The 13,752-nt window shown below is 70.9% G+C and carries 14 protein-coding genes and 3 pseudogenes; 7 read left to right on the forward strand and 10 right to left on the reverse strand.

Annotated elements, in window-relative coordinates:
• Positions 1-227 (forward strand): annotated as a pseudogene (locus AB0C29_RS11900) (DUF3071 domain-containing protein); the annotation flags it as partial.
• Here AB0C29_RS11900 and thpR read toward each other — a convergent pair.
• The 3 genes from thpR to AB0C29_RS11915 all read right to left on the reverse strand — a co-directional run bounded on the left by thpR (position 228) and on the right by AB0C29_RS11915 (position 2,518).
• Positions 228-710 (reverse strand): RNA 2',3'-cyclic phosphodiesterase, encoded by a 483-nt coding sequence (gene thpR / locus AB0C29_RS11905; protein ID WP_360818860.1) that lies wholly within the window; start codon positions 708-710, stop codon positions 228-230.
• A gap of 17 nt (positions 711-727) precedes the next feature.
• A complete protein-coding gene (locus AB0C29_RS11910) occupies positions 728-1,183 on the reverse strand; it encodes a hypothetical protein (RefSeq protein WP_360818863.1) in 456 nt (151 codons plus the stop codon).
• Positions 1,184-1,267: 84 nt separating this feature from the next.
• Positions 1,268-2,518 carry an MFS transporter gene (locus AB0C29_RS11915; RefSeq protein ID WP_360818866.1) on the reverse strand — a complete coding sequence of 417 codons (1,251 nt, stop codon included), beginning with the start codon at positions 2,516-2,518 and terminating at the stop codon, positions 1,268-1,270.
• 22 nt (positions 2,519-2,540) lie between these two features.
• On the opposite strand from AB0C29_RS11915, the gene AB0C29_RS11920 reads away from it, so the two are divergent.
• Positions 2,541-3,215, forward strand: coding sequence for an FCD domain-containing protein (locus tag AB0C29_RS11920; RefSeq protein ID WP_360818869.1), 675 nt, complete (start codon positions 2,541-2,543; stop codon positions 3,213-3,215).
• Positions 3,216-3,217: 2 nt separating this feature from the next.
• Here AB0C29_RS11920 and AB0C29_RS11925 read toward each other — a convergent pair whose 3' ends face one another.
• From AB0C29_RS11925 to AB0C29_RS11935, 3 genes are all read right to left on the reverse strand, one after another.
• Positions 3,218-4,573 (reverse strand): MFS transporter, encoded by a 1,356-nt coding sequence (locus AB0C29_RS11925; protein ID WP_360818872.1) that lies wholly within the window; start codon positions 4,571-4,573, stop codon positions 3,218-3,220.
• Positions 4,574-4,641: 68 nt separating this feature from the next.
• A complete protein-coding gene (locus AB0C29_RS11930) occupies positions 4,642-5,088 on the reverse strand; it encodes a MarR family transcriptional regulator (RefSeq protein ID WP_360551053.1) in 447 nt (148 codons plus the stop codon).
• 93 nt (positions 5,089-5,181) lie between these two features.
• Positions 5,182-6,660 (reverse strand): NCS2 family permease, encoded by a 1,479-nt coding sequence (locus tag AB0C29_RS11935; protein WP_360818875.1) that lies wholly within the window; start codon positions 6,658-6,660, stop codon positions 5,182-5,184.
• Between the two features lie 223 nt (positions 6,661-6,883).
• Between AB0C29_RS11935 and AB0C29_RS11940 the strand changes: the two genes are divergently transcribed.
• Positions 6,884-7,096: a DUF2530 domain-containing protein gene (locus tag AB0C29_RS11940; protein WP_360818884.1), complete on the forward strand. Its 213-nt coding sequence runs from the start codon at positions 6,884-6,886 to the stop codon at positions 7,094-7,096.
• Here AB0C29_RS11940 and AB0C29_RS11945 read toward each other — a convergent pair.
• Positions 7,093-7,914: a DUF3027 domain-containing protein gene (locus AB0C29_RS11945; RefSeq protein ID WP_360551049.1), complete on the reverse strand. Its 822-nt coding sequence runs from the start codon at positions 7,912-7,914 to the stop codon at positions 7,093-7,095. The two genes, AB0C29_RS11940 and AB0C29_RS11945, sit on opposite strands and share 4 nt — an antisense overlap.
• A 102-nt stretch (positions 7,915-8,016) precedes the next feature.
• On the opposite strand from AB0C29_RS11945, the pseudogene AB0C29_RS11950 reads away from it, so the two are divergent.
• The 3 genes and pseudogenes from AB0C29_RS11950 to AB0C29_RS11960 all read left to right on the forward strand — a co-directional run.
• Positions 8,017-9,375 (forward strand): annotated as a pseudogene (locus tag AB0C29_RS11950) (MFS transporter); the annotation flags it as partial.
• Between the two features lie 920 nt (positions 9,376-10,295).
• The gene (locus AB0C29_RS11955; RefSeq protein WP_360818886.1) at positions 10,296-10,946 is read left to right on the forward strand and encodes a futalosine hydrolase; all 651 of its coding nucleotides are present in this window, start codon (positions 10,296-10,298) and stop codon (positions 10,944-10,946) included.
• A gap of 108 nt (positions 10,947-11,054) precedes the next feature.
• Positions 11,055-11,882: a 1,4-dihydroxy-6-naphthoate synthase gene (locus AB0C29_RS11960; protein WP_360818878.1), complete on the forward strand. Its 828-nt coding sequence runs from the start codon at positions 11,055-11,057 to the stop codon at positions 11,880-11,882.
• A gap of 146 nt (positions 11,883-12,028) precedes the next feature.
• Here the strand turns inward: AB0C29_RS11960 and AB0C29_RS11965 are convergent, their stop codons facing one another.
• The 3 genes from AB0C29_RS11965 to AB0C29_RS11975 are packed head-to-tail and all read right to left on the reverse strand — an operon-like array spanning position 12,029 to position 13,294.
• Positions 12,029-12,415, reverse strand: coding sequence for a cold-shock protein (locus AB0C29_RS11965; protein WP_212991316.1), 387 nt, complete (start codon positions 12,413-12,415; stop codon positions 12,029-12,031).
• A 46-nt stretch (positions 12,416-12,461) separates the two neighbouring features.
• Positions 12,462-13,088 (reverse strand): HAD family hydrolase, encoded by a 627-nt coding sequence (locus AB0C29_RS11970; RefSeq protein WP_360818881.1) that lies wholly within the window; start codon positions 13,086-13,088, stop codon positions 12,462-12,464.
• Positions 13,085-13,294, reverse strand: coding sequence for a hypothetical protein (locus AB0C29_RS11975; protein WP_212991315.1), 210 nt, complete (start codon positions 13,292-13,294; stop codon positions 13,085-13,087). Before AB0C29_RS11975 ends, AB0C29_RS11970 begins: the two co-directional genes overlap by 4 nt.
• An 83-nt stretch (positions 13,295-13,377) precedes the next feature.
• Here AB0C29_RS11975 and AB0C29_RS11980 point away from each other — a divergent pair.
• Positions 13,378-13,752: pseudogene (locus AB0C29_RS11980) on the forward strand (hypothetical protein); the annotation flags it as partial.

A 13,752-nucleotide genomic window follows, 5' to 3' on the forward strand; every position in this document is an offset into this window, starting at 1 on the left:
CCCTGCTGGGTGGCGGCGCCGGTTCCGCGTTCGACGACGACGCCGACCTGCCCAAGGAGGTCCCGGCGGTGCCGAGCCTCGCGGTCCTGCGTCCCCGCCGCACGGTGGGCCAGTCCCAGGGCGGCGACTCGACCGACTCCGAGGAGACGGCGAAGCCCCGCAAGCGCCTGCCGAGCTGGGACGACGTCCTGTTCGGGGGCGGCCCGGCGGCCCGCGAAAGCTCCTGATCACCAGCTCTTCAGCGTGACGTAGCCCTCGCCCGGAACACTGTGGACGAGGGCTATCTCATGCAGCGGCCACGACGGGCCCGCATAACCGTCGAGGGCCAGCCGGACCACGGGATCATCCCGGTACGCCACAGTGAGATGCGGCGTGAACTCCCGCTCCACCAGCCCGAGCCGTCCCGAGACGTCCCGGTGCAACGCCGCCAGGTCCCCCTCGACGCCGGCCCACAGCACGGTCGACCTGCCCTTACCGAAGCGCCCACCACCCCGCAGCCGCAGCACGACACCCCGGGGTACGGCGACCCCGTCGAGCGCCCGCTCCACCTCGGGCAGCCGTTCCTCCGCGACCTCACCGAGGAACGCCACCGTGATGTGCCAGCGCTCGACCGGCGTGAGCCGCACCGGCCGGGCGCCGCCGTCGGTCAGGCGATGGCGCAGGTCCCGGCACACGTTCCCGGGTGGATAGATCGCCACGAAGAGCCGCACGCTGCGACTCTAAGCGGTCAGGCGGCTCGCAACCGCAGACCCGCGGCGTGCAGCAGCCCCTCCACGCGGACCCGTTCGATCTCGCGGTCCATCCCGTCGAGCTGGGCGAGATGCTCGGTGAGCCCGAGGGACCGGCTGGCCATGGCGAGCCGCTGGTCGTAGGCCCGCAGCACCGCGGTGAGCCAGGCGACCGAGTCGATGGTCGGCGAACTGCGCCGCTGCCGGTCGAGCCGGCGCAACTCGGCGACGAGCTCATCCATGCTCGGCTCAAAATCGGGCGGCCGCAGCTCCAGCTCCGCGACGGAAAGCTCCCGCTCCAGACACCGCAGGGCGCGAACATCCCGCCGCCCGCCCCGGCTCCAGAAACGACGGGCGACCAGCTCGTCGGCGCAGACGACGACCGCGACGGCACACGGCAGACACAGCAGCGCGAGCAGCGCCGTCGCGAGCACAGCTATGTGCGTGATTGCCACGGTCTGACGCTAAGGCAGCCGTTGAGGAAACGGAGAGGGCCGTTCGGATGACCCGGTCTGCCATACATATCCACAGGTTTGTCCTCAGCCGATCTGCCGGTCTCGGCCGGCCAGCACCCCGGCGATCATCTGCGGCACCATGAGAAACGTCAGCAGGGCCAGCGGAATCCGCCAGCTGCCGGTGTGGTCGTAGAGCACCCCGACCACGATGGGCCCGGGCACGGACAGCAGATAACCGGTGCTCTGCGCGAAAGCGGACAGCCGCGAAACGGTGGCGGCATCCCGCCCCCGCAACGCGATCATGGTGAGGACCAGCGGGAACGAGCAGTTGGCCACGCCCAGCAGGACAACCCAGAGCCAGGGGGCGGCGGCCGGGTCGAACCACAGGCCGGCGTAACCGGCGATGCCGAAGAGCCCGATGAGGACCGCGACCCCGCTCTGCCGGGGCAGCCGGCCGGCGAGGGCGGAAAGAACAAAAGACAGTGGTACGCCGAGCAGGGCGGTGACGGCGAAGAGCAAGCCGGCGGTACGCGCGGAGAGCCCGGCATCCCGGAAGATCTGCGGCAACCAACCCATGATCACGTACGCGACGGTCGACTGCAGCCCGAAGTAGACGGCGAGCGCCCACGCGATCGGCTGCCGCCGCAGTTGCAGGGTCCCCGCGCCACCGCCTCCTACCGGCGTGATCGACGCCGGCGCGGTCGGATCCAGCGTGGCTTGGCCCGGCGCGGGCTGGCTCGGGGTGCGGTCGCGGGCGAGCAGGATCCACGCCGGCAGCGCCGCTGCCGCGATCACAGCCCACACCCCCAGCCCGAGCCGCCAATCGCCGCCGAAAACCCCGGCGGTAAGCGGCACCGTGACCGCCGCCGCCGTGGACGCGCCCAGATTGAGAGCGACCGAGTACAGCCCGGTCATCGCCCCCACCCGGTCCGGGAAGCGCTGCTTGACCACCACCGGAAGCAGGACATTGGCCAGCGCGATGCCGGCCAGCGCCAACGCGGTCAGCGCGAGGAACGAACCAGTGCCCCCGGCGAAGGGCCGCACCGCCAGGCCGAGCGCCAGCGCCGTGGTGCCGAGCGCGATCACCCCGCCGGTCCCCCATCGCCGGGCCAGCAGTGGCGCAGTCGAGCCGACCAGCGCAAAACAGACCGCCGGCACCGACGTGAGCAGGCCGGCCACAGCCGCGCTCATGCCGAGACTGGCCCGCACCTCCTCCAGCACCGGCCCGAGACTGGTCACGGCCGGACGCAGGTTGATGGCCACCAGCACCAGCCCGACGACCGCGAGCGGACGGATCTTCACGCCGGTACGGGGCTCGGTGCTGGTGCTCGTCATGGACCCATCATAGAATCATGGGATGAATCTGAGTCCAGTGTCGCGGGGCACAGCTCTCTCCGACCAGGTGATCGCGCGGCTGCGGATGCAGATCACCTCGGGTGCCTGGCCGGTCGGTTCGCGCATCCCGACGGAGCCGGAGCTGGTGGCTCAGCTGGGCGTCGCGCGCAACACCGTTCGCGAGGCTGTCCGCGCGCTCGCCCACAACGGCCTGCTCGACATCCGGCAGGGCTCGGGCACCTGGGTGATCGCCACCAGCGAACTGGCTGGAGTCATGCAGCGCCGCTTCGCGGCCGCGAACCCGGCCGATGTGACCGAACTCCGCGGCACGCTGGAGGCCGCGGCGGCCGGCTTCGCGGCACGCCGCCGCACCGACGAGGACCTGCTCCGGCTCGACGACCTGCTGGCCCAGCGCGAACAGGCCTGGGCGTCCGGCGACCGCGACGCCTTCGTCGACGCCGACACGGCATTCCACCAGGCGGTGGTCGCGGCCTCGCACAACGAGGTCCTGATGGAGCTGTACGCCGACCTGGGCCAGGTGATCCGCGACTCTCTCCGGGACCATTTCGGCGCCCGGCTGAGCCCGGAGGAGTACATGGACCACACCCGCCTGCTCGCGGCGATCCGCGCCGAGGATCCCGCGCTGGCCACCACCGAAGCGGCCGCCCACACCGGAAGCTGCGAAGCCGCCCGCTGATCTCAGGCGGCGACCGTGCGGGCCGGCTCGACCGGTGCCTGCGCCGGCTGCTGCTCCGGTTCGTCGATCTCCTCGTTCTCGTCCGGCGTCGTCCGGACCAGTGTCAGCCCCGGCCGGGAGCCACCGTGCAGCGACAGCCGGTCCCCACTGGTACGGAGCTGCCAGACCAGCGCCACGACCCCCGCGACCAGGCAGAACAGCCCAGCCGCCCAGATGCTCGACGGGACGCCGAAGTGCTCGCCCCACCACCCGGCCAGCGACGCGCCGATCGGCGTCGTGCCCAGGAAGACCAGCACGTACAGGGCCATCACCCGGCCGCGGTAAGCCGAGTGCAGGCCCATCTGGACCCGGTGGTTGGCCGCCTGGGCCAGGTAGATCGAGAAGAACCCGGTCGGCACCAGCAGGATCATCGCCACGATGAAGTTGGGGGCGAAGCCGACCGCCACCTCGAAGACCGCGAACGCCAGCGCCGCGCCCAGGACGACGTACACCCCGGGCCGGCTGCGGCGGCCGCTGCCCGCCAGCGCGCCGCCGAGCGCGCCCACCGCCAGGGCCGTGGTCAGCAGGCCGAAGGTTGACGGGCCGGCGTGGAAGTTGATTTTGGCCAGGGCGGCCAGGGTGACCGGGAAGTTGAAGCCGATCATGCCGACCGCGGCCATCAGGGCGATCGGGAGCAGCAGGTCGTGCCGCTTCCAGACATAGCGCAGGCCGTCGGCGATGCGGGTGTCGTCCGCGGACGGGCGGGTCATGGAGCGGTGCAACTCCTGCGGGCGCATGGCCAGGTAGCTGAAGATCGGCGCGACGGCGAGGGCGGTCGCGATCAGGAAGACCGGGCCGGTGTCCAACAGGGCCAGAGCCACGCCGGCCAGCGCGGGGCCGCCGATGCGGGCGGTGTTGAACGTCGCGGCCGACAGTGCGAGGGCGTTCGGTAGCAACGGCAGCTCGACCAGTTCGGAGACGAAGGACTGGCGCACCGGGGTCTCGATGGCGTTCGCGATGCCGAGCAGGGAGGCGAACAGGAACACGTGCCAGAGCACCACGACGCCGCTGGCCACCAGGATCGCGAAGAGGATCGCGGTGACCGCGAAGGCGGCGTTTGCGCTGATCAGGAGCTTGCGCTTGTCGAAGCGGTCGGCGAGCTTGCCGGCCCACAGGGTCAGCAGCAGGACGGGCAGGAACTGCAGGGCGGTCACTATGCCGAGGGCGCCGGGCGAGTTGTTGGACAGGTTGAGCACCAGCCAGTCCTGCGCGGTGAACATCATCCACACGCCGACGAGCTTGACCAGCTGCCCGATCGAGAACAGCCGGTAGTTTCGGACCTGCAGGGACCGGAATGTCGTGCTCAGCACTGCCCGCACTCGGGTTGCGCCTCCTCATCAGCCGTACGCGTCATCGCGGTGTGACGGAGGCTGGCGGGTGCGCTCGCTCAGTTGCGGGCGACCTGCCGCAGGATCTGCGCGGCCCGCTCGAGCGTGTCGCGTTCGTCCTCAGTGAGCTCGGCCAGCTGCAAGGCCAGCCATTCGTTGCGCGCCTTCTCGAACTGGGCGTAGACGGCCCGGCCCTCCTCGGTCGCTGCCAGGATCACCTGGCGGCGGTCGGTCGGGTGCGGCGTCCGCGCGACCAGTCCGCGCTCCTCCAGCTTGCCGACGATCTTGGTCATCGTCGGTGGCTGCACCCGCTCGACGTCGGCCAGCTCCCGTGGGGTCAGCGCGCCGGCCAGTTGCAGGCTGGTCAGCGCCGAGAGCTGGCTGAACGTGAGGTCGCCGACCGCGCGGGCCTGCCGCAACCGCCGGTTGAGCCGCATGATCGCTTCGCGCAGCGAAATGGCCAGTTGCTCGGCTGTAACCCGCTCCGCCACCGACCGCTCCATCACGTTTCTTAGCCTAGCTAATGAGCTTGGCTAACGACATGCCAACGGCTATGACCGTGGTCACCGGGCACGCTAGCGCACCCGGTGCCCACGACTTCAGAGCAGGATCGACTCCAGCGGACCCCGCAGGAAGTACAGGACGAAGAGCACCGCGACGCCGTACAGCAGGGGGTGGACCTCCCGGGCCTTGCCCACCGCCACCTTGATCACGACGTAGGAGATGACCCCGGCGCCGATGCCGTTGGAGATCGAGTACGTGAACGGCATCAGCGTGATCGCCAGGAACGCCGGGATGGCGATCTCGTAGTCCGTCCAGTCGATCTGCCGGACCGCCATCATCATCAGGAAGCCGACCACCACCAGCGCCGTCGACGCCGCCTCGAACGGCACCACCGTGACCAGCGGGGCCAGGAACATGGCCAGCAGGAACAGCACGCCGGTGACCAGGTTGGCCACGCCCGTACGGGCACCCTCGGCGACACCGGACGCGCTCTCGATGAACGAGGTGTTGCTCGACACACTGGCCGCGCCACCGGCCGCCGCGGCAACCGAGTCGACGAGCAGGATCTCCCGCGTACGCGGGGGCATGCCCTCCTCGTCCAGCAGGCCACCCTCCTGGCCGACCGCGACCATCGTGCCCATGGTGTCGAAGAAGTCGGTGATCAGCAGGGTGAAGATGAACATCAGCACGACCAGCCAGCCGGCCCGGCCCCACGAGTCGAAGACGTTGAACTTGCCCAGCAGCGACAGGTCGGGCGTGTCCACGATCTTGTCGGGCAGCGCGGGCACGTTCAGCGACCAGCCGCTCGGGTTGGGCTTGCCGTCGACGAACGACGGGCCGACCTTGGCGATCGCCTCCACGATGATCGCCAGCACCGTGGTGACCAGGATGCCGATCAGGATCGCGCCCTTGACCTTGCGGACGAAGAGCACCAGCGTGATCAGCAGGCCGACGCAGAAGACGAACAGCGGCCAGGTCGCCAGCTTGCCGCCGAGGCCGAGCTCGACCGGGACGGTGGTGCCGGCGGCGTCCGGGATGCGCCGCACGAAGCCCGCGTCGACCAGGCCGATGATCATGAGGAACAGACCGATGCCGACGCCGATGGCCGTCTTCAGCTGGGTGGGCACGGCCCGGAAGACCGCGGTACGCAGCCCGGTCAGCACCAGGACGGCGATGATCACACCCTCGATGAAGACCAGCCCCATCGCATCGGCCCAGGTCATCTCGGGCGCGATCTCGTACGCCACCAGGGCGTTCACGCCGAGGCCGGCCGCCAGCGCCAGCGGGAAACGCGCCACGACGCCCATCAGGATCGTCATCACGCCGGCCACGAGGGCCGTACCGGCCGCCAGGGCCGCGACGGGCAGCTTGCCGCCGACCGCGTCCACGCCCGCCGCCAGGATCAGCGGGTTGAGCACCACGATGTAGGCCATCGTGAAGAAGGTGGCGAAACCACCGCGAACCTCCCGGCCGACGGTCGAGCCGCGGGCCGAGATCTCAAAAAATCGATCAAAACCGTTCTTCGGGGTACGCCCGGACGAGCCAGCATCCGTCTCGGCAGCAGCAGTGGACATTCGCGCCTCTCCACAGGACCTACAGGGGTCGATGGGCGCATCAAATCAGAACGCTGACCTCGGCAAAAGTCAGGAACTGTTACAACTGTCACGAGGGCACACGAAGGATCTCCGCGGCCGTAGTCTGATGGTCGTGGCCGACCTGTCCCCCGCACACGAACACCCGCACGGCCTCGACGCGGTGACGGGCACCAAGCCGCGCCCCGAGCCGCTGGATCCGCCGATGGTCCCGTTCGCCCTGGCCGGCATCGCCGCGTTCACCGTGGCGGGATTGATCCTGCTGCTGGCCGGCGCGCCGGAGAGCTGGCTGTGGACTTGCCTGGCCGGCGCACTGTGCGGCATCCCGGGCCTGCTGACCATGCTGCGCCACGACGCCAACCGCAAACGCCGGCGCGCGTTGTCGCACCCCGAGTTCAAGGTGACCGAAACGGCCTAACTGTGGCCGTACGGCTCCGCGGGCTCGCCGGCCTCGACCGAGCCGGGGGCGCGGCTGACCGCGACCGCCTCGACCTCGCTGTCGTCGTAGACCGTCGGCAGCTCCTCGACCGGCTGCTCCGTCGCGCCGAGCAGCGCCTCGGAGTGGGCGCCGCAGCCGTGGTCGGCACTGACCGCCTTGGCGTCGTCGGGGGCGTACAGGTTGCCGCACACGCCGAACATGCGGCGCAGCGAACCGGCCAGCGGCAGGTAGAAGCCGCAGGTGCCGCAGCGGGCGTTGCGCGGGGCGGCGGTGGAGATGGGCGCCTCGGGGCCGGCGTCGCCGTCGTACCAGCGCTGAGCGGTCTCGATCCGGCCCTCGCGGGACATCACGCGGGAGCGACCCAGGCCGAGCTCCCAGGAGACCTCCTCGACGGCCGGGTCGTCGCTGAGCACGTACCCGGGGGCGAGCCGCTCGTCGTCCGGCGCGGTCGGCATGAGGTCGCCGACGCCCAGGTCGCCCGCCTGCACCCGCTCGTTCCAGGGCACCCAGGCCGGGGCGAGCATCGCCTCGGGGCCGGGCAGCAGCACGGTCTCGCAGACGGTGACGTGCCGCGAACGCGGCACCCGGGTGACGGTGACGGCCCAGCGCCAGCCCTTGTAACCGGCCAGGTGGCTCTCGAAGAAGTGGGTCACGACCCGGTCGCCCTCGGCCACCGCCTCGAGATGGTCACCGATGTCACTCGGCTCCACTTCGGTGATGGCACCCCGCGCAACCCCGACAGCATCGGCACAGACCTGGTCGAGTCGGGCAGCACGCACTGAGGTCCTGGTCGTCACGTCTCCATTGTCCCCTACTCGTGGACGGCCGACGCAGCGACTCCCCCAGATCTCCGCGTCCGGGAGGGGACGGATGTCGCCTCGATGCGACAGGATGGGGCGATGCCGCTGCTTCCCACCATCGGACGCACCGTCGGCACCGGCGTCAAGGCCCTGCGGATGCTGGTGCGGGGATCCCTGCGCGGCAGCGCCTGGGCCACCCGCCGGGTCGGCGACGCCCGGGCCCGCGGCGCGGCCAACGAGGTCGGCATGGTCCGGCTCTTCGACCTGCACGCCGTCTCCTGCGCGGGTGACACGCTCATCGCGATCGGCCTGGCCGGCACGATCTTCTTCAACGTGCCGCTGGGCGAGGCCCGCAGCAAGGTCGCGCTCTATCTGCTGATCACGATGGTGCCGTTCGCCCTGCTGGCCCCGGTGGTGGGCCCGCTGCTGGACCACTTCCGGCACGGCCGCCGGTACGCCCTGGCAGTGACGATGCTGGGCCGGGCGTTCCTGGCGTACGTGATCTCCGACAACCTGCTGGGCTGGGGCCTGTACCCGGCGGCGTTCGGCGTGCTGGCCCTGTCCCGCGCGTACGGGGTGGCCCGCTCGGCGGCCGTGCCCCGGCTCCTGCCCAAGGACATCGGTCTGTCCCAGGTGGGCGCCCGAGCGAGCGTCTACGGCACCTTCGCGGGGGCGGTGGTCGCACCGATCGGGCTGGCCGCGTTCTGGTTCGGTCCGCAGTGGCCGCTGCGGGTCGCGTTCCTGATCTTCCTGGTCGGCGTGGTGATCTCCCTGCGCCTGCCCCCACGCGCCGACTCCGACCCGCCCGAGGCGGTGCCCAGGCCGTTCCGCACGATGCTGCGGCTGCGCCGGGGCGAGGACCGCCCGCTGTCGGGCAAGCTGGTGATCGCCACCCTGATCGGCAGCGCAAGCTTCCGATGCCTGTACGGCTTCCTGCTGCTCTACTTCGCCTTCGCGGTCAAAGCAGGCTCCCTGGGCACAACGTTCTTCGGCCGCGACATCGGCAGCCAGGGCGCGGTGGCCCTGGTCGGCGGCTCACTGGCGGTCGGCACGTTCCTGGCGACAGCGGTCGGCACCCGCCTCCGCATCCGCCGACCAACTGCCCTGCAGTCGAGCGGCCTGACGATCACGGCCGGAGTGGCCGTCCTCACAGCGATCTTCTTCACACTGCCGATGGTGGCACTGCTGTCCCTGGTGGCCTCGATCTTCAGCGGCATCTCCAAGCTGACGGTCGACGCAAGCATCCAGGAACGGGTCCCGGAACGGCTGCGGGCGAGCGCATTCGCGCACTCGGAGACGGTGCTGATGATCGCCTGGGTAGTGGGCGGCGCGGTCGGCATCATCCCGCTGAACGGCCGGCTGGGCGTGTCGGTCATGGCGGCCTTCGCGGTGGTGGTGGCGGTACGCGGAACGATCGTGGCCGGGCGTTTGCACAAGGAGCGGCTGCACGGGCGGCCGGATGTGGCGATGGAGGAGCCGGGGGTTGAGGGTGGTTCGCCGGCTGAGGTGATTCCGACGTCGCCGGCTCCTGCTGGGGCTTCGACAGGCCGGCCACGGGGAGGCTCAGGGGTGCGGGGCCGACCGGCTTCTGGCCCGGGTTCGGCCTCGTCGGCGGGCTCGGGTTCCGCCGCGTCTGCGGGCTCGGGTGCGGCCGCGTCTGCGGGATCGGGTTCGGCTGCGTCTGCGGGATCGGGTTCGGCTGCGTCTGCGGGCTCGGGTTCGACCGCGTCGAAGGGCTCGGGTTCCGCCGCGTCGGCGGCGGCTGCGGAGTCCTCGGAGTCGTCGGCTGAGGCGGCGTCCGGCCGATCCACGTCCCAGCGGACGGCTGGTGGCCAGTCCGGCGACGGGAAGGCGGAAGCGGGCCCGGCCAAGCGTCGCCTCTTCTCGCGGTCCGGTTCTCGGAAGGGGTCGGCGGTCACGCCCTCCTCGCCATCCGCCCCCTCCTCGCCGTCCGGAGCGGCGGCGGGGACGGATGCAGGCCCGACCGTGCCGAGCCGACCGGGTTCCGTGGACAAGACGGGGTCAACCCTCCGAGCCGGGTCCCGCCGCGGCAAGGGAGTTGGCGGGGAAGCCGGTCCGGACGAGCCCAAGGACGACCTGGCACCGCCCGGCTTCCACATCTACCGGCCGTCATCGGCCACGAACGGCAACGGCTCCCGCGACGAGCCCACCCCGTGACGCCAGACCAACCGGCCCAGCCAAGCCAGCCCGCGGAGGTCGCCCAGCCCGCGCAGGCCACCCAGCCAAGCCAGCCCGCGCATGCCGCCCAATCAAGCCAGTCCGGCCGGCTCGGCCAGGCCGGCCAACCAAGCCGACCCGCTCAGCCAAGCCAGCCCGCCGAGCCAAGCCAGCCCGCCGAGCCAAGCCAGCCCGCGTTGCTGGGTCGCTTGCTCATCGTCACCGCCGTGGAAGCCGAGGCCGCAGCAGTCCAAGCCGGCGTCCACACGTCCGGCACCGACCCCGCCACGGTCGTCGTCGCCCCCGTAGGCGTCGGCCCGGCCGCTGCTGCCGCCGGCACAGCCCGCCTGCTCATCCTGGCCGAGGCCGCCGGCACCCCGTACCGCGCCGTCATCAGCGCCGGTATCGCCGGTGGTTTCCCCGGCCGTGCCGCCGTCGGAGCGACTGTCCTCGGTGCCCGGACGATCGCCGCCGATCTGGGCGCGGAATCCCCGGACGGCTTCCTCCCGGTCGATCAGCTCGGCTTCGGCAGCAACCTCATCGAAGCCGACCCGACCCTGCTCAAGGCCCTGACCGCCGCCCTGCCGACTGCCATCGTGGGCGACATCCTCACCCTCGCCACCGTGACCGGCACCGACCAGACCGCCGTCACTTTGCAGGCCCGCCACCCCCTCGCGGTGGCCGAGGCCATGGAGGGTTACGGCGTCGCCTGCGCCGCGCAGCTCGCCGGTGTCCCGTTCATCGAGCTACGCACCATCTCCAATCCCATCGGCCCGCGAGATCGGGCTGCCTGGCGCCTCCGGGAAGCATTCTCCGCGCTCACCGAGGCCGCCGCCGCAGCCTGTGGATAACTCTGTGGAAAACGGCCGGGGCACGGCGGTGTGGGCGAAACTACGTGTGGCAATGCAGACACCGTTCGTTGCGGGTGTCGGGGGTCCCGCGTCGTTACCGTGAGGGGCGTGGCGCTTTCTCTGGCGGTTTCGCCCTGTCCCAACGACACGTTCGTCTTCCATGCTCTTGTGCACGGTCTGATCCCCGGTGCCGAGCCGGTGGAGTTGACCTTCGCCGACGTGGACGTCACGAACACCGCAGCCGAGCGCGGCGCGTTCGACCTGGTCAAGGTCAGCTTCGCGGCGCTGCCGTGGTTGCTCGACGACTACGACCTGCTGCCCTGCGGCGGCGCGCTGGGCCGGGGTTGTGGCCCGCTGGTGCTGACCCGCGGCGACGGCCGGTTCGGCGACGGCGACCTGTCCGGCGCGACGGTTGCTGTGCCCGGCGACCGCACCACGGCGTACCTGTTGTTCCGCCTCTGGTCGGAGAAGCACCCGCCCGCGCGCATCGAGGTCGTGCCGTTCCACCAGATCATGCCCGGGGTCGCCGAGGGCCGGTTCGACGCCGGTCTGGTGATCCACGAGGCGCGTTTCACCTACCCGCGGCACGGGCTGACCGCGCTGGTCGACCTCGGCGAGTGGTGGGAGGGCGACACCGGCCTGCCGATTCCGCTGGGTGCGATCCTGGCGCGCAAGGGTGCCGTGGATCCGGCCGAGGCGGCGGAGTGGATCCGCAAGTCGGTCAGCATGGCCTGGGCCAATCCCGACGCGAGTCGTGAGTTCGTGCTGAGCAACGCGCAGGAGATGGAGCCGGAGGTCGTGCGGCAGCACATCGGGCTCTATGTCAACGAGTTCACGCTCGACCTGGGGCCGGAGGGGTTCGCCGCGGCTGACGCTCTGCTCGGACGGGCGGCCGCGGCCGGCATCACTCCGGCGGTCAAGCCCCTGGCCGGCTAGGCACAGGCAAAAGCCCGGCCGAGGCAAACCCGGCCCGGCACACGCAAAAGCCGGGGCCGAGCAAAAGCCGGGCCGAGAAAAAACCAGACCGAGCAAAGCCGGGCCGAGCAAAAGGCCCAGCCCGGCAAACGCCCGCTCAAGAACCCCTAGATCTCCAGCTCCCGAGCCACCGCATGGACAAGCTGCGCGATCTTCTCAGCCGTCCGCTTGTCCGGGTACTTCCCCCGCCGCAGATCAGGCTGGATCTTCGCCTCGATCACCTTGATCATGTCTTCGACCATGCCGTGCAGCTCGTCGGCGGGCCGGCGGCGCAGCTGGGCCATCGACGGTGGCGCGTCCAGCACCTTGACGCCCATCGCCTGCGCGCCCTTGCGGCTGTCCACCACACCGAATTCCAGCCGCTGACCCGCTTTCAGGTCCGCGGTCCCGGTGGGCAGGGCGCCCTTGGGCAGGAACACGTCCCCGCCCTCGTCACTGGTGACGAACCCGAAACCCTTCGCCGCGTCGTACCACTTCACTCGACCCGTGGGCACCGCTGACCTCGACTTCACTCATTGGACTCGATTGCTCACGGCAAGGTTATCCAGCGCCTGTGCCGGGCCCAACCGTTATCTTTCGCAGCAGCGCCGGGAAGGTGGTCAAGTCGGACAGCACGTGTGCCGCGCCGGCCTTCTTGAGCTCGTCCGCGCTGCAGGGGCCGGTGGCGACGCCGATGCCGGGGATCCCTGCCGTTCGCGCTGCCACCATGTCTGCGACGTGGTCGCCCACGTACCACTTCACGCCGTGGGCCGTCAGAGCCGCCGCTTTGCCCTCGGCGAACAGGTCGCCGGCCAGTTCGTCGGCTTCCAGGCCCAGGTGCGCCAGGTGCAGGGCGGCGAGCCGGCCCAGCTTGGACGTGACAACCACCACACGGAAGCCTTGATCCCGTACGGCGGCCAGCGCGTCGACGGCTCCCGGGGTCGGGACCGTCGGCGTGATCGCGTAGTCCGGGTACAGGGCCCGGTACGTGGTGACCGCTTCCTCGACCTCCGCGGGCGGGAACCATTCGCTCAGTTCCGTACGCAATGGCGGGCCCAGCCGGGTGACGGCCAGGTCGGCGTCGACCCACACGCCGGTCTTGGCCGTCAGGGCCCGGTAGGCCTCGCGGATCCCCGGCCGGGAGTCGATCAGGGTCATGTCCAGGTCGAACCCGACCGCCGGGGTCACGGCGTGGTGGTGGGGGTGTACGTCAGCTGGTCCACCGGCAGCGGGAACTCCTGGTCGTCACCGAACGGCGACGGCGCGGCCGGACGGTCGGCGATCAGCTCGGAGACGGGCAGGTGCCCCTCCTTGATGCTGGACTCCCGGCCCGGCTTCTGGGTGGCGTGACCCTCCGCGACGGACGTGCCCGGCATCTTGTTGTCTGCCCCCACAGTTACTCCCCTTGGTATCTCGCCGGGTCCGGCCAAGCCCCGGACCCTTCATCATGCTCCCATGGCGGCTAGCGTTGAGAACGATGGCCACCGCATTCGCCGACCAGCTCCGGTCGCTCACCGATGACGCCCTGGGCGCGCTGATCCAGCTGCGCCCGGATCTCGTCGTGCCCGTGCCGTCCGACGTCTCCGCGCTGGCCGTACGCGCCCAGTCCCGGGGCTCGGTGGCCCGCTGCCTCGACGCGCTGGACGAGTTCACCCTCGCCGTGCTCGACGCCGCGCGGCTCAGCCGGGCCGAGGAGACCGCGCTGACCTCGGTCGCGGCCATCGTCGAGCTGGCCGCCGCCACGGTCGCCCCGGCGGACGTACGGGTGGCGATCGACCGGCTCCGCGCCCGGTTCCTGCTGCACGGCCCCGAGGACGCACTGCAGATCGTCGGTGCGGTTGATGAGGTCACT

It is taken from the genome of Actinoplanes sp. NPDC048791 (assembly GCF_040650095.1).
Taxonomy (GTDB): Bacteria; Actinomycetota; Actinomycetes; order Mycobacteriales; family Micromonosporaceae; genus Actinoplanes.